At 69.5% G+C, this 14,147-nt stretch carries 14 protein-coding genes; 1 reads left to right on the top strand and 13 read right to left on the bottom strand.

Features of this window, described 5'->3' with window-relative positions:
• Positions 1-11 precede the first annotated feature (11 nt).
• The 13 genes from nuoK to ACWEOO_RS09685 all read right to left on the bottom strand — a co-directional run bounded on the left by nuoK (position 12) and on the right by ACWEOO_RS09685 (position 12,805).
• Positions 12-311 (bottom strand): NADH-quinone oxidoreductase subunit NuoK, encoded by a 300-nt coding sequence (gene nuoK / locus ACWEOO_RS09745; protein WP_130384807.1) that lies wholly within the window; start codon positions 309-311, stop codon positions 12-14.
• Positions 308-1,147 carry an NADH-quinone oxidoreductase subunit J gene (locus tag ACWEOO_RS09740; protein ID WP_359940912.1) on the bottom strand — a complete coding sequence of 280 codons (840 nt, stop codon included), beginning with the start codon at positions 1,145-1,147 and terminating at the stop codon, positions 308-310. The genes nuoK and ACWEOO_RS09740 overlap by 4 nt, the downstream gene beginning before the upstream one ends.
• Complete coding sequence (gene nuoI, locus ACWEOO_RS09735; RefSeq protein WP_359940909.1) at positions 1,144-1,692, bottom strand: NADH-quinone oxidoreductase subunit NuoI; 549 nt, start codon at positions 1,690-1,692, stop codon at positions 1,144-1,146. Before nuoI ends, ACWEOO_RS09740 begins: the two co-directional genes overlap by 4 nt.
• Positions 1,685-2,995, bottom strand: a complete 1,311-nt coding sequence (nuoH, locus tag ACWEOO_RS09730; RefSeq protein ID WP_452142631.1) for an NADH-quinone oxidoreductase subunit NuoH — start codon at positions 2,993-2,995, stop codon at positions 1,685-1,687. Before nuoH ends, nuoI begins: the two co-directional genes overlap by 8 nt.
• On the bottom strand, positions 2,992-5,430 hold the full coding sequence (locus ACWEOO_RS09725; protein ID WP_452142630.1) for an NADH-quinone oxidoreductase subunit G: 2,439 nt from the start codon (positions 5,428-5,430) through the stop codon (positions 2,992-2,994). The genes nuoH and ACWEOO_RS09725 overlap by 4 nt, the downstream gene beginning before the upstream one ends.
• Positions 5,427-6,728, bottom strand: a complete 1,302-nt coding sequence (gene nuoF / locus ACWEOO_RS09720; protein ID WP_359940900.1) for an NADH-quinone oxidoreductase subunit NuoF — start codon at positions 6,726-6,728, stop codon at positions 5,427-5,429. Before nuoF ends, ACWEOO_RS09725 begins: the two co-directional genes overlap by 4 nt.
• Before the next feature lie 2 nt (positions 6,729-6,730).
• Positions 6,731-7,558, bottom strand: a complete 828-nt coding sequence (gene nuoE, locus ACWEOO_RS09715) for an NADH-quinone oxidoreductase subunit NuoE (protein ID WP_452142629.1) — start codon at positions 7,556-7,558, stop codon at positions 6,731-6,733.
• Complete coding sequence (locus tag ACWEOO_RS09710) at positions 7,559-8,896, bottom strand: NADH-quinone oxidoreductase subunit D (RefSeq protein WP_452142628.1); 1,338 nt, start codon at positions 8,894-8,896, stop codon at positions 7,559-7,561. It lies immediately after the preceding gene.
• Complete coding sequence (locus tag ACWEOO_RS09705) at positions 8,896-9,603, bottom strand: NADH-quinone oxidoreductase subunit C (RefSeq protein ID WP_359940892.1); 708 nt, start codon at positions 9,601-9,603, stop codon at positions 8,896-8,898. The genes ACWEOO_RS09710 and ACWEOO_RS09705 overlap by 1 nt, the downstream gene beginning before the upstream one ends.
• Positions 9,600-10,154, bottom strand: coding sequence for a NuoB/complex I 20 kDa subunit family protein (locus ACWEOO_RS09700; protein ID WP_359940889.1), 555 nt, complete (start codon positions 10,152-10,154; stop codon positions 9,600-9,602). The genes ACWEOO_RS09705 and ACWEOO_RS09700 overlap by 4 nt, the downstream gene beginning before the upstream one ends.
• A 1-nt stretch (position 10,155) precedes the next feature.
• Positions 10,156-10,515: an NADH-quinone oxidoreductase subunit A gene (locus tag ACWEOO_RS09695; RefSeq protein WP_355694469.1), complete on the bottom strand. Its 360-nt coding sequence runs from the start codon at positions 10,513-10,515 to the stop codon at positions 10,156-10,158.
• Positions 10,516-10,623: 108 nt separating this feature from the next.
• Complete coding sequence (locus ACWEOO_RS09690) at positions 10,624-11,937, bottom strand: geranylgeranyl reductase family protein (protein ID WP_359940886.1); 1,314 nt, start codon at positions 11,935-11,937, stop codon at positions 10,624-10,626.
• Positions 11,938-12,091: 154 nt separating this feature from the next.
• Positions 12,092-12,805: a demethylmenaquinone methyltransferase gene (locus tag ACWEOO_RS09685; protein ID WP_359940883.1), complete on the bottom strand. Its 714-nt coding sequence runs from the start codon at positions 12,803-12,805 to the stop codon at positions 12,092-12,094.
• Between the two features lie 60 nt (positions 12,806-12,865).
• On the opposite strand from ACWEOO_RS09685, the gene ACWEOO_RS09680 reads away from it, so the two are divergent.
• A complete protein-coding gene (locus tag ACWEOO_RS09680) occupies positions 12,866-14,146 on the top strand; it encodes an isochorismate synthase (RefSeq protein ID WP_452142627.1) in 1,281 nt (426 codons plus the stop codon).
• Position 14,147: the final 1 nt, after the last annotated feature.

The raw sequence follows: 14,147 nt of genomic DNA, 5'->3' as shown, positions 1-14,147 counted from the left end.
GGGTGCTTACCTCAGTACTTGAGCAGGTTGGCGTCGTCGACCGAGGCCGAGCGACGGGTGCGGAAGATGGCCATGATGATCGCCAGCCCGATCACGACCTCGGCCGCGGCCACCACCATCACGAAGAAGGCGGCGATCTGGCCGTCGAGGTTGCCGTGCTGGCGGGCGAAGCTGACGAACGCGAGGTTGGTCGCGTTCAGCATCAGCTCGACGCACATGAAGACGACGATGGCGTTGCGGCGGACCAGCACGCCGAGCGCGCCGATACTGAACAGGATCGCCGCGAGCACGATGTACGGCTCGGTCGTCATTTCTTGTCCTCCTCGCCGACGAATCCGGTCGTGTCGGTGCTCTCCGCCTCGGACGGGTACGCCTCGCCCAGGTCGAGCTCGCGCACCTCTTCGATGTCCGCGCGCTCCTCGGCCTCGGGCAACACGGTGCCACGTGCCTGGAGCACGCGCGAAACCGAGGTGGGTGCGATCGACCCGTCCGGCAGCAGGGCCGGGGTGTCGACGGCGTTGTGCCGGGCCAGCACACCCGGAGTCGGCAGCGGGCCGGGGTGGATGCCCTGCTCGGCGTACTTGCGGATCCGGTCCTCGGCGTGGTCGCGCTGGGTGCGCTTCTTGGTCAGCCGCTCGCGGTGGGCCAGCATCATGGCGCCCATCGCCGCGGTGATCAGCAGCGCCGACGTGACTTCGAAGGCCCAGACGTACTTGCTGAACAGCAGGTTCGCGATGGCCTTCGGGTTCCCGTCCGGCTGCGCGGCGGCCAGGCCGACCGGGTTGCCGTAGACCGCGTTGCCGACGGCGGCGACCAGCAGGACGCCGAAGCCCAGGGCCGCGATCCCGGCGAGCAGCCGCTGACCGCGGATCGTCTCGACCAGCGAGTCGGACGCGTCGACGCCGACCAGCATCAGCACGAACAGGAACAGCATCAGGATCGCGCCGGTGTAGACGATGATCTGGACGGCGAACAGGAACGGCGCGTCCTGCGCGGCGTACTGCACCGCGAGACAGATCATCACCGTCGCCAGCAGCAGCGCCGAGTGCACCGCCTTGCGGACCAGCACCATCCCGATCGCGGCCAGGATCATGACCGGGGCCAGCATCCAGAACGCGACCTGCGGGCCGGTGACGAGACCGATCATTTGGCGTCACTCCCGTCGGCCTTGGCCGCAGCGCCGGTGAGCCCGAGGTAGTAGTCCTTCTCGGTCTTGCCCAGCTGCATCTCGTGCGGCGGCTCCTGCATGCCCGGGAGCAGCGGCGCCAGCAGGTCCTTCTTCTCGTAGATGAGGGACGCGCGGCTGGTGTCGGCCAGCTCGTACTCGTTGGTCATCGTGAGCGCCCGGGTCGGGCACGCCTCGATGCACAGTCCGCAGAGGATGCAGCGCAGGTAGTTGATCTGGTACACCCGGCCGTACCGCTCGCCCGGCGAGAACCGGTCGCCGTCTGTGTTGTCCGCGCCCTCGACGTAGATCGCGTCCGCGGGGCAGGCCCACGCGCACAGCTCACAGCCGATGCACTTCTCCAGACCGTCCGGCCAGCGGTTCAGCTGGTGCCGGCCGTGGAACCGGGGCGCGGTCGGCTTCTTCTCGAACGGGTACTGCTCGGTGAACACCTTGCGGAACATCGTCCGGAAGGTGACCCCGAACCCGGCTACCGGGTCCCAGAGGGACTCTTTGACACTAGCCATTTCTGGCTTCCTCGCTTCGGCTCGGAGTGTTGACGGCCATCGGGGGTGGCACCGGGAAGCCGCCGGCGAACGCGTCGAAGTCCTTCGCGCGGTCCGCCTCGGTGACCTGCTCGGGCTTGGGCTTCTGCGGAGCGAACATGCTGAGCACCGCGAGCACCAGCACGATCGCGGCCGCGACCAGGAGCGTCGTCCGGCTGAAATCGGTCTCCCGGCCGACCGCGCGGACGGTGGCGACCAGCAGGATCCAGCACAGCGAGACCGGGATCAGGACCTTCCAGCCGAGCTTCATGAACTGGTCGTAGCGCAGTCGTGGCAGCGTTCCGCGCAGCCAGATGTAGAAGAAGATGAAGCCCATCAGCTTGCCCATGAACCACAGCACCGGCCAGTAGCCGGAGTTCGCGCCGTCCCAGAGCGAGATCGGCCACGGCGCCCGCCAGCCGCCCAGGAACAGCGTGGTGGCCAGCGCGGACACGGTCGCCATGTTGATGTACTCGGCCAGGAAGAACATCGCGTACTTGATCGAGGAGTACTCGGTCAGGAAGCCCGCGACCAGTTCGCCCTCGGCCTCGGGCAGGTCGAACGGCGCCCGGTTCGTCTCGCCGACCATCGAGACCACGTAGATCACGAACGACGGGAAGAGCAGGAACGCGTACCACCCGGGCAGCGGGATGTCGGCCCCGAACAAGTGCACGGTCTGGTGCGACTGCGCCGCCACGATCTCCGAGGTGGACATCGAGCCGGCGAACAGGAACACGGTCACCAGCGCCAGACCCATGGCGACCTCGTACGAGATCATCTGCGCGCTGGAGCGCAGACCGCCGAGCAGCGAGTACGTCGAGTTCGACGACCAGCCGCCGAGGACGATGCCGTAGATGCCGATCGAGGCGACCGCCATCACGTACAGCACCGAGACCGGCAGGTCGGTGAGCTGCAGCCGGGTGTAGGTGTCGGTGAACGGGATCTTCACCGTCGGCCCGAACGGGATCACCGCGAAGGTGAGGAAGGCCGGCACCGCGACGATCGCCGGCGCCAGGACGAACACCAGCCGGTCGACGCCCTTCGGCATCAGGTCTTCCTTGAGCATCAGCTTCACACCGTCGGCCAGCGACTGCAACAGACCCTGCGGGCCGTGCACGTTCGGGCCGATCCGGTGCTGCATCCGCGCCACCACCCGGCGTTCCCACCAGATGTTGAACAGCGTCAGCACCACGAGGAAGACGAAAATGAACAGGACCTTGATCAGGATGACCCACCACGGGTCGTGCCCGACCCCGGCGTCCGGTACCGCGAGCGGGATGTTCATGCGTTCCCTCCGGCGATCGTCACGATCGAGCCATGGTCTGCGTGCAACGACCGGCGCACGTGCGAGTCGGCCGAGTTCGTCGGCAGCCAGACCACGTTGTCGGTCATCGGGGTGATGACGACCGGCAGCCGGATCGATCCGGCGTCGGTGCTCACCGCCAGCTCGTCGCCGTCGGCGACACCGATCCGGTGCGCGGTGGTGCGCGAGATCCGGGCGACCGGCTTGCGCGCGGTCGCGGTCAGATGCGGCTCACCGTCGCAGGCGCGGCTGTCGTCGATCAGCATCCGCCAGGTCGCGAGCCGGGTGGAGTCGAACGCGCCGAGGGCCGGACCGGCCTGGTACGTCGGCTCCTGGGCCCGGTCGCCGTCCCAGCGGCCGAGCTCGTCGTACTCCCGCTTCGCGCCGTCGGGCGTGCTGAAGCCGAGCGAGCGGCCCATCTCCTGCGCCAGCGCGGCCAGCGCGCGGACGTCCGGCATCGCGGCCGGCACCTTCAGCGCGACCGGGAACGGCCGCTCGCGGCCCTCCCAGTTCACGAAGGTGCCGGACTTCTCCACCGGCGGTACGACCGGGAAGACCACGTCGGCGTACTCGGTCACCTGGGAGTTGCGGACCTCGAAGCTGACCACGAACGGCGCCGCCGCGAGCGCGGCCAGGGCCGCGGCCGGGTCGGGCAGGTCGTCGATCTCGACACCCGCGACGACCAGCGCCTGCAGCGATCCGGCGTCCCGGACGATCTCGGTGAGGTCCTTGCCCGGCTGGGCCGGCAGGCTCTCCACGCCCCAGGCGGCCTGCAGGTCGACCCGCGCCTGCGGGTCGCTGACCAGGCGGCCACCGGGCAGCAGGCCCGGCAGGCAGCCGGCCTCGAGCGCGGCCCGGTCACCCGCGCGGCGCGGGATCCAGGCCAGCTGCGCGCCGGTGTCGAGCGCGAGCCGGAGCGCCGTCGAGTACCCGCCCGGCACTGCGGCCAGCCGCTCGCCGACGACGATGATCGAGTCCGGTCCGAGCGCGGCCCGGGCAGCGGCCCCGGCCTCGCCGGCGTTGCCGAGATCCGCGAGCACGGCGGCCTCGGTGCCCGGCGACGCGTGCACGACGACGCCGTCGAGCTTCTCCACACCACGCGACGCGTACGCCGCGATCGTGAACACCTTGGTGCCGTGCGCCTTCACGCCCTTGCGGACCCGGAGGAACACCGACGGCGCCTCCTCCTCGGGCTCGAACCCGGCGAACAGCACCGAGCCGGCCTTCTCGAGGTCCGCGAATGTCGTCCCGAGGCCGGTGCCGGCTACCGCGGCGGCGAGGAAGTCCGCCTCCTCCGCGGAGTGCGGGCGGGCCCGGAAGTCGATGTCGTTGCTGCCCAGCGCGACCCGCGCGAACTTCGAGTACGCGTAGGCGTCCTCGAGCGGCAGCCGGCCGCCGGTCAGCACCGCGGCGTTGCCGCGCGCGGCGTTCAGCTTCTCCGCCGCGAAAGTCAGGGCCTCCGGCCAGGACGCCGGCCGCAGCTCGCCGTCCTCCCGGATCATCGGGTGGGTCAGCCGGTCGCCGGTGCTCGCGTACTGGAACGCGAACCGGTCCTTGTCGGAGATCCACTCCTCGTTGACCTGCGGGTCGTCACCGGCCAGCCGGCGCATCACCTTGCCGCGCCGGTAGTCGACCCGGATCGCCGCACCGGACGAGTCGTGCTCGGCCACCGACGGCACCGACACCAGGTCGAACGGCCGCGAGCGGAAGCGGTACGCCGCACTCGTCAGCGCACCGACCGGGCAGATCTGGATCGTGTTGCCGGAGAAGTAGCTCTCGAAGGGCTCCTTCTCGTAGATGCCGACCTGCTGCAGCGCACCGCGCTCGATCAGCGCGATGAACGGGTCACCGGCGATCTGCTCGGAGAATCGCGTGCAGCGCGCGCAGAGGATGCAGCGCTCGCGGTCCAGCAGCACCTCGGCCGAGATGTTGATCGGCTTCGGGTAGGTCCGCTTGATCCCGTGCGACTCGTGGAACCGGGACTCGGCGGCGCCGTTGCTCATCGCCTGGTTCTGCAGCGGGCACTCGCCGCCCTTGTCGCAGACCGGGCAGTCGAGCGGGTGGTTGATCAGCAGGAACTCCATGATCCCGTGCTGGGCCTTGTCGGCCACCGGCGAGGACACCTGGGTCCGGACCACCATGCCGTCGGCGACGGTGATCGTGCAGGAGGCCTGCGGCTTCGGCATCCCCCGGCCGTTCCCGGCGTCGGTGATCTCGACCAGGCACTGCCGGCAGGCGCCGACCGGATCGAGCAGCGGGTGGTCGCAGAACCGCGGGATCTGGATCCCGATCTGCTCGGCGGCCCGGATCAGCAGGGTGTTCTTCGGAACCTTGACCTCGATGTCGTCGATGGTGACCGTCACCAGATCGGTGCGCTCCACCTCGGACCCGGCCGGCGGGTTCGCTTGGATCGTCATGCGCTAGCTCCAGCAGTCGCGAAGACAGTGCTTGCCATCGGGTCGAACGGGCAGCCGCCGTTCTCGAAGTGCGCCAGGTACTCGTCCTTGAAGTGCGCGATCGAGCTGGCGATCGGTGCGGTCGCACCGTCGGCCAGCGCGCAGAACGACCGGCCGGTGATGTTCTCGCACAGGTCGAGCAGCTCGGCCAGGTCCGCCTCGGACCCCTGGCCCTTCTCCAGCCGCTCGAGGATCTGCACCAGCCACCAGGTGCCCTCGCGGCACGGCGTGCACTTGCCGCAGGACTCGTGCTTGTAGAACTCGGTCCAGCGCAGCACGGCGCGCACCACGCACACCGAGTCGTCGAAGATCTGCAGCGCCTTGGTGCCGAGCATCGAACCGACCGAGCCGACGCCCTCGTAGTCCAGCGGGACGTCGAGGTGCTCCGACGTCAGCAGCGGCGTCGACGAACCGCCCGGCGTCCAGAACTTCAGCTGGTGGCCCTCACGGACGCCGCCGGCCAGGTCGAGCAGCTCGCGCAGCGTGATGCCCAGCGGCGCCTCGTACTGCCCCGGGCGGGTGACGTGCCCGGACAGCGAGTACAGCGTCATGCCCTTGGACTTCTCGGTGCCCATCGAGGAGAACCAGTCCGCGCCGTTCTTGAGGATGACGGGAACGGATGCGATCGACTCGACGTTGTTGATGACAGTGGGGCAGCCGTACAAGCCCGCGACCGCGGGGAACGGAGGACGCAGACGGGGTTGACCGCGACGACCTTCGAGCGAGTCCAGCAGCGCCGTCTCCTCGCCGCAGATGTAGGCGCCGGCGCCGGCGTGCACGACCACGTCGAGGTCGTAGCCGCTGCCGAGGATGTTCTGGCCGATGTAGCCGGCGTCCTTGGCCTCCTGGACCGCCTGCTGCAGCCGGCGGATCACGTGCAGGACCTCACCGCGGACGTAGATGAACGCCACCGACGCGCGGATCGCGTAGGAGGCGATGACGACGCCCTCGACGAGCGTGTGCGGCGAGGCCATCATCAGCGGGATGTCCTTGCAGGTGCCCGGCTCGGACTCGTCGGCGTTGACGACCAGGTACTTCGGCTTCGGGTTGTCCTGCGGGATGAACGACCACTTCATCCCGGTCGGGAAGCCCGCGCCGCCGCGGCCGCGCAGACCGGAGTCCTTGACGGCGGCGACGACGTCGGCCGGTTCCATCCGCAACGCCGTGCGCAGCGCGTCGTACCCGCCGGTTCGCTGGTACGACGAGAGCTGCCAGGCGTTGATCTGGTCCCAGTTGTCGGACAGTACGGGGGTCAGCATCGTCAGTCCTCCTTCCGGGAGTCGTCACCGTCGACTGCCTGCGATTCCTTGCCCGGCTGGTCGGACGGCCGCGGACCGGCCGCCGCCTCCGGCGACACCGTGGTCTCGGCCGCACGGCCGGAGCCGCCGCCGTTGCCGCCCGGCGCCGACCAGTTGCGCTCGCGGGCCAGGCGGAGGCCGGCCAGCGAGGCCTTGCCGCCGGTCGGGCCCTCGTCGGCGCGGCCGTCCGGGAACCCGGCCAGCACCCGCTCCGCCTCGCGCCAGGTGCAGACCGTCGCACCGCGGGGCGACTTCACCTCGTTGCCCTCGCGCAGATCGTCGACCAGCTGGGTCGCGGACTCCGGCGTCATGTCGTCGAAGAACTCCCAGTTGACCATCATCACCGGCGCGTAGTCGCAGGCGGCGTTGCACTCGAGGTGCTCGAGGGTGATCTTGCCGTCCTCGGTGGTCTCGTCGTTGCCGACGTCCAGGTGCTGCTTGAGGCGGTCGAAGATCAGGTCGCCGCCCATCACCGCGCACAGCGTGTTGGTGCAGACGCCGACGTGGTAGTCGCCGACCGGGCGGCGCTTGTACATCGTGTAGAAGGTGGCCACCGCCGACACCTCGGCGCCGGTCAGCCCGAGCACGTCGGCGCAGGCCTCGATGCCCTCCGGGGTGACCCGGCCCTCGACCGACTGCACCAGGTGCAGCATCGGCAGCAGCGCGGACCGGGCGACCGGGTACCGGGCCGCGATCTCGCGCATCTCGGCGAGCGTGGCGTCGGTGATCTTCGAGTCGCCGGTGCTGTACGGCACCGTCTTGTCGGTAGCAGTCGTGTGGTTCTCGGCCATTTAGCGGTCCACTCCACCCATCACCGGGTCAAGGCTGGCGACGGCGACGATCACGTCGGCGACCTGGCCGCCCTCGCACATGATCGGCATCGCCTGCAGGTTTGCGAAGGACGGGTCACGGAAGTGCACCCGGAACGGCTTCGTGCCGCCGTCGGAGACGACGTGCGCGCCCATCTCGCCGCGCGGCGACTCGATCGGCACGTAGGCCTGGCCGGCCGGCACCCGGAAGCCCTCGGTGACCAGCTTGAAGTGATGGATCAGCGCTTCCATCGACTCGCCCATGATGTGCTTGATGTGGTCGAGCGAGTTGCCCATCCCGTCGGCGCCGACGGCCAGCTGGCTCGGCCAGGCGATCTTCTTGTCGGCGACCATCACCGGCTGACCGTCCATCTTCTCCAGCCGGTCGGCGCACTGCTCGACGATCTTCAGCGACTCGTGCATCTCCTGCAGCCGCACCCGGAACCGCCCGTAGGAGTCCGAGGAGTCCCAGGTCGGTACGTCGAAGTCGTACGTCTCGTAGCCGCAGTAGGGCTGGCTCTTGCGCAGGTCCAGCGCGTAGCCGGTGGAGCGCACCGTCGGGCCGGAGATGCCGAGCGCCATGCAGCCGGCCAGGTCCAGGTAGCCGACATTCTGCAGCCGGGCCTTGAAGATCGGGTTCGCGTTGCAGAGCTCGGCGTACTCCTTGAGGTGCCGGTTCATCCACGTGATGTACTCGCGGATCTTGTCCAGCGCCCCCGGCGGCAGGTCCTGCGCGACACCGCCCGGCCGGATGAACGCGTGGTTCATTCGCAGGCCGGTGATCAGCTCGAACAGGTCCAGGGTCTTCTCGCGCTCGCGGAAGCCGATCGTCATCACGGTCAGCGCGCCGATCTCCATGCCGCCGGTGGCGATGCAGACCAGGTGGCTGCTGATCCGGTTGAGCTCCATCAGGAGCACCCGCATCACGTTGGCCTTCTCCGGGATCTGGTCCTCGATCCCGAGCAGCCGCTCGACCGCCAGGCAGTACGCCGCCTCGTTGTAGAACGGCGACAGGTAGTCCATCCGGGTGCAGAACGTGACGCCCTGCGTCCAGGAGCGGAACTCCATGTTCTTCTCGATGCCGGTGTGCAGGTAGCCGATGCCGCAGCGGGCCTCGGTCACGTTCTCACCGTCGAGCTCGAGGATCAGCCGGAGCACGCCGTGCGTGGACGGGTGCTGCGGGCCCATGTTGACGACGACGCGCTCTTCCGGCTCCTCGCCGAGACCGGAGACGACCGAGTCCCAGTCCTGGCCGGTGACGGTGAAGACCTTGCCCTCGGTGGTGTCCCGGGTGGTCGCGTACGGGTCTGTAGTGGTCATCAGTTGTACGACCTCCGCGTGTCGGGCGGTGGGATGACAGCGCCCTTGTACTCGACGTCGATACCGCCGAGCGGGTAGTCCTTGCGCTGCGGGTGGCCCGGCCAGTCGTCCGGCATCTGGATCCGGGTCAGGGCCGGGTGCCCGTCGAAGACGATGCCGAAGAAGTCCCAGGTCTCCCGCTCGTGCCAGTCGTTGGCCGGGTAGACCGCGACGATCGACGGGATGTGCGGGTCGCTGTCGGGCGCCGCCACCTCCAGCCGGATCCGGCGGTTGTGGGTGATCGACATGAAGTGGTAGACCGCGTGCAGCTCCCGGCCGGTCTCGTGCGGGTAGTGCACGCCGCTGACACCGGAGCAGAACTCGAACCGCAGCGCCTCGTCGTCGCGCAGGTGCTGACACACCTCGACCAGGTTCTCGCGCTTGACGTGCAGCGTCAGCTCGCCGCGGTCGACGACGACCTTCTCGATCGCGCCGTCGGCGGCCAGGTCCTCGAGGCGGTCCACCGCCCCGTCGAACCAGGAGCCGTACGGCCGCGGGGTGCTGCCCGGCAGCGCGACCTGGCGGCGCAGGCCGCCGAAGCCGGAGGTGTCGCCGGTGCCGCGGACGCCGAACATGCCCTCGCGCTGGTCGATCACCTCGGCGCCCGGGGTCTGAGCGTCCCCGGCCGCGGACGTCGCCGGAAGGTTCTCGGGTTGCGTGTCGCTCACCGGAGCAGACCCTTCATCTCGATCGTCGGGGCGGCGGTCAGGGCCGCGGCCTCCTGCTCGGTCTGCAGCGCCTTCTTGTGCGCGCCGAGCTTCATGTTCTGGATCTGGTCGTGGATCTTCAGGAACGCGTCCAGCAGCATCTCCGGCCGCGGCGGGCAGCCGGGCAGGTACATGTCGACCGGTACGACGTGGTCCACGCCCTGGACGATCGCGTAGTTGTTGAACATGCCGCCCGACGACGCGCAGACGCCCATCGCCAGCACCCACTTCGGGCCGGGCATCTGGTCGTAGATCTGGCGCAGCACCGGAGCCATCTTCTGGCTCACCCGGCCGGCCACGATCATCAGGTCGGCCTGCCGAGGCGAGGCCCGGAAGACCTCCATGCCGAACCGCGCGGCGTCGTACCGCGGGGCGCCGGTGGTCATCATCTCGATGGCGCAGCAGGCCAGCCCGAAGGTTGCCGGCCACAACGAGGCCTTGCGCATGTAGCCGAGCAGTCCTTCGACGGTGCTCAGCAGCACGCCGGCCGGAAGCTGTTCCTCAAGACCCATGTCAGTCCCACTCCAGTCCGCCGCGGCGCCACACGTAGGTGTACGCGATGAAGACGGTGACGATGAAGATGACCATCTCGACCAGCCCGAACAGCGCCATCTGGTCGAAAGCGACCGCCCACGGGTAGAGGAAGATGATCTCGATGTCGAACACGATGAACAGCATCGCGGTGATGTAGTACTTCACCGGGAAGCGGCCGCCGCCGACCGGCTGCGGGGTCGGCTCGATGCCGCACTCGTACGAGTCCAGCCGGGCCCGGTTGTAGCGCTTCGGGCCGACCAGCGCGCTGACGGCGATACTGCCCGCGACGAAGAGCGCCGCGAGCACACCTAGAGCGAGAATCGGTGTGTAGGGGTGCATCGCTGCGTGCTCCCTCCTTCAGCCGGTTGGTTCTGTCTATCGGGTCAGCCCTGTACCAGGACTGTGTTATCAGTTGCGCTGTGGCTCAGCTCACTCGCCCCGCCGTTTTCAGGCCGCGGGAGCGAGCTTCGTGAGGCCGTTGATGATCTTGTCCATCACGTCGCCGTCGCGCGGGTCGGTGAGGTTGGCCAGCAACTTCAGGGTGAACTTCATCAGGGTGGTGCGCGGCAGACCGTACTTGGTGCACAGCCGCATCACCTCCGGATTTCCGATCAGCTTCACGAAGATCCGGCCGAGCGTGTAGTAACCGCCGTACTCCTGCTTGAGCGCCTTCGGGTACGCCGACAGCGCGCGCTCGCGCTGGTTCGGCTGCCGGCGCAGGGCCTGGGCGGCGACCTCGGCGGCGAACGCCCCGGACTCCATCGCGTACGGGATGCCCTCGCCGTTGAACGGGTTGACCATGCCGCCGGCGTCGCCGAGCAGCATCAGGCCGCGGGTGTAGTGCGGCTGCCGGTTGAAGCCCATCGGCAGCGCGGCCCCGCGGATCGGGAGGGTCTGGAACTCGTCGGTGAACTGCCACTCCGGCGGCGTGTTCCGCAGCCACGCCTTCAGCAGGTCGGCGTAGTCGACCTTGCCGAACGCGTCGGAGGTGTTCAGGATGCCGAGCCCGACGTTGACCGTGCCGTCGCCCATCCCGAAGATCCAGCCGTACCCCGGCAGGAGCACCTGCTGGCCCGGCTGCTTGGGGTCGTCGGCCCACAGCTCGAGCCAGGACTCCAGGTAGTCGTCGTTGGTCCGCGGGCTGGTGAAGTACGTCCGGACGGCGACGCCCATCGGGCGGTCGTCGCGCTTGTGCAGGCCCATCGCGATGCTCAGCCGGGACGAGTTGCCGTCGGCCGCCATCACCAGCGGCGCCCGGAACTCGAGGTCGTCGCCGGCCCGCCGGCCGTTGTCGTCGACCGGCTTCGCGGTGACGCCGACGATGTGGCCGCGGTCGTCCAGGATCGGCCCGCTGACGTTGGTCCGCTCGCGCAGCCGCGCCCCGGCCTTGACGGCCTGCCGGGCGAGCATGTCGTCGAAGTCCATCCGGTTGCGGGTCAGGCCGTAGTTCGGGTGGCTGGCCAGATCCGGCCAGTCGAGCTGCAGCACGTGCCCGGCGCCCTGGATCCGCAGACCGTAGTTCCGGATCCAGCCGGCCGCTTCGGAGATGTCGATGCCCATGTTGATGAGCTGCTTGGTGCCGCGCGGAGTGAGGCCGTCGCCGCAGACCTTCTCGCGCGGGAACGCGGTCTTCTCCAGCAGCAGGACGTCCAGTCCGGCGTTCGCCAGGTGGTACGCCGCCGCCGATCCGGCGGGTCCGGCGCCGACGACGATCACATCGGCGGTCTCCGCCTGCTGCCCGCTCGGCACGCTCTGGCTCATCTCTTCCCGGCCTGGATGTTGGGGGGCGTTGTGCGCTCGTGAAGGCATTCACGAACCCTGTTCACTCGACAGTCTAGGACTGCCTGACGCGGACACGAAACTCGCCCCAACGCCCTTGCGGACAAGCGATTTTCGCTTAAGTTCCGTTGCGTAATTAACTGGCCGGATTCTGCCGCGGCTTCACCCCGCGGTGGATCGCCACCAGGCCGCCGGTCAGGTTCCGCCACTGCACCCGGGTCCAGCCGGCGTCCTCGATCGCGCGGGCCAGCGGCTCCTGCGGCAGCCACGCCCGGGTCGACTCCGCGAGGTACTCGTACGCCTCGGGATTGGTCGACACCACCTTCGCGACCGCCGGCACCGCCCGCATCATGTACTCCAGGTACACCACCCGGAACGGCTTCCAGGTCGGGTGCGACTGCTCGAGGACGACGAGCCGCCCGCCCGGCCGGGTGACCCGCAGCATCTCCCGCAGGGCGGCCGCCACGTCGTTCACGTTCCGCAGCGCCCAGGAGATCGTCACCACGTCGAACGTGTCGTCGGCGAACGGCAGCCGGAGCGCGTCACCCGCGACCAGGTCCAGCTCGGGGTGCCGGCGCTTGCCGACCCGGAGCATGCCGACCGAGAAGTCGCAGGACACCACCTCGGCGCCGGCCTCGCGCAGGTTGATGCTCGACGCGCCGGTCCCGGCCGCCAGGTCGAGGATCTTCAGCCCCTTCCGCGGCGCGATCTCGGCCAGCGTCGCGGGCCGCCAGTACAGCTTCTCCAGCCCCATGGTGGCGACCGCGTTGGTCCGGTCGTACCCCTCGGCCACGTTGTCGAACATGGCCGCCACGGCCTGCGGGTCCTTGCTGAGATCTGCGCGCGTCACGCTGTCTAGTTCATCACGCGGGGTGAGGCCGGGCCGACAGGAGGCATACGCTTGCATCTCGTGAGTGCATCTCCAGGTAGCCGTGCGGCCCTCGCGACCCGAGGCCCCGCACCGCAGTTGGTGGTTCGCAGTCAGCCGGTGGACGGGGTGTCGGCGCACCTGCTCGACCATCTGCCGGCCGAGGGCGGACTCGCGTGGGTACGGCGGGGCGACGGCCACGTCGGCTGGGGCGTCGCCGCTAGGCTGGACGTTGCCGGTGGCAATCGCTTCCAGCAGGCCGTGACCTGGTGGCGGGAGCTGACCGGCGCCGCGGTGGTCCGCGACGAGATCGGCGTACCGGGCTCCGGGCTGGTCTGCTTCGGGTCCTTCGGGTTCACCGACTCCGACCCGAGTGAGCTGGTGGTGCCCGAGGTGATCGTCGGCCGGCGCGGCGACACCACCTGGGTGACCACGATCTCGCCGGCCAGTTCGCTGGCGGCCCCGCCGGACCTGGTCCGTCACGAGCCGTCCCCGGTGTTCGGCGTGACGTTCGCCGACGGCGCCCGGACCGGTACGGACTGGTCGAGCATCGTCGCCGACGCGGTCCGCCGGATCACCGCCGGAGAGCTCGACAAGGTGGTGCTGGCCCGCGACCTGATCGCGATCGCCGAGCAGCCGATCGACCAGCGCTGGCCGCTGCACCGGCTCGCCACGGCGTACCCGAACTGCTGGACGTTCTCCGTCGACGGCCTGATCGGCGCCACGCCCGAACTGCTGGTCCGCCGGGAGAAGGGCCTGATCACGTCCCGCGTGCTGGCCGGGACCATCCGGCGCACCGGTGACGACGCACACGACCTGGCGCTGGCCGCGTCGCTGGCCCGGTCCTCGAAGGACCTCGAGGAGCACGAGTTCGCGGTCCGGTCGGTGGCCGAGGCGCTCGAGCCGCACTGTACGTCGATGAACGTGCCGGAGACCCCGTTCGTGCTGCACCTGCCGAACGTGATGCACCTGGCCACCGACGTCGCCGGCGTCGCGAACAACGGCGCCTCCGCCCTCGGCCTCGCCGCCGCGCTGCACCCGTCCGCGGCCGTCTGCGGTACGCCGACGCCGGTCGCGCGGGACCTGATCGGCGAGATCGAGGGCATGCAGCGCGGCCGGTTCAGCGGACCGGTCGGCTGGATGGACGCCGCCGGCGACGGCGAGTGGTGCATCGCGCTGCGCTGCGGCCAGGCCGACTCCGACGACCCGCGCCGGATGCGCCTGTTCGCCGGCGCCGGCATCGTCGCGGGGTCCGACCCGGACGCCGAACTGGCCGAGACGAACGCCAAGCTGGTTCCGATGAGAGACGCGTTGGGAGACTGAG

It is taken from the genome of Kribbella sp. NPDC004138 (assembly GCF_053603655.1).
Note: the sequence above shows the minus strand (reverse complement) of the source record. Positions and strands in the feature narration are given on the sequence as shown.

Bases quoted from the DNA above. Each gene is read 5' to 3' on its own strand.
- ACWEOO_RS09690 (WP_359940886.1), bottom strand. From the start codon at position 11,937: ATGAGCCAGAGCGTGCCGAGCGGGCAGCAGGCGGAGACCGCCGATGTG.
- nuoH (WP_452142631.1), bottom strand. From the start codon at position 2,995: ATGAACATCCCGCTCGCGGTACCGGACGCCGGGGTCGGGCACGACCCG.
- ACWEOO_RS09740 (WP_359940912.1), bottom strand. From the start codon at position 1,147: ATGATCGGTCTCGTCACCGGCCCGCAGGTCGCGTTCTGGATGCTGGCC.
- ACWEOO_RS09710 (WP_452142628.1), bottom strand. From the start codon at position 8,896: ATGACCACTACAGACCCGTACGCGACCACCCGGGACACCACCGAGGGC.
- nuoI (WP_359940909.1), bottom strand. From the start codon at position 1,692: ATGGCTAGTGTCAAAGAGTCCCTCTGGGACCCGGTAGCCGGGTTCGGG.
- nuoF (WP_359940900.1), bottom strand. From the start codon at position 6,728: ATGCTGACCCCCGTACTGTCCGACAACTGGGACCAGATCAACGCCTGG.
- ACWEOO_RS09695 (WP_355694469.1), bottom strand. From the start codon at position 10,515: ATGCACCCCTACACACCGATTCTCGCTCTAGGTGTGCTCGCGGCGCTC.
- ACWEOO_RS09725 (WP_452142630.1), bottom strand. From the start codon at position 5,430: ATGACGATCCAAGCGAACCCGCCGGCCGGGTCCGAGGTGGAGCGCACC.
- ACWEOO_RS09700 (WP_359940889.1), bottom strand. From the start codon at position 10,154: ATGGGTCTTGAGGAACAGCTTCCGGCCGGCGTGCTGCTGAGCACCGTC.
- nuoK (WP_130384807.1), bottom strand. From the start codon at position 311: ATGACGACCGAGCCGTACATCGTGCTCGCGGCGATCCTGTTCAGTATC.
- nuoE (WP_452142629.1), bottom strand. From the start codon at position 7,558: ATGGCCGAGAACCACACGACTGCTACCGACAAGACGGTGCCGTACAGC.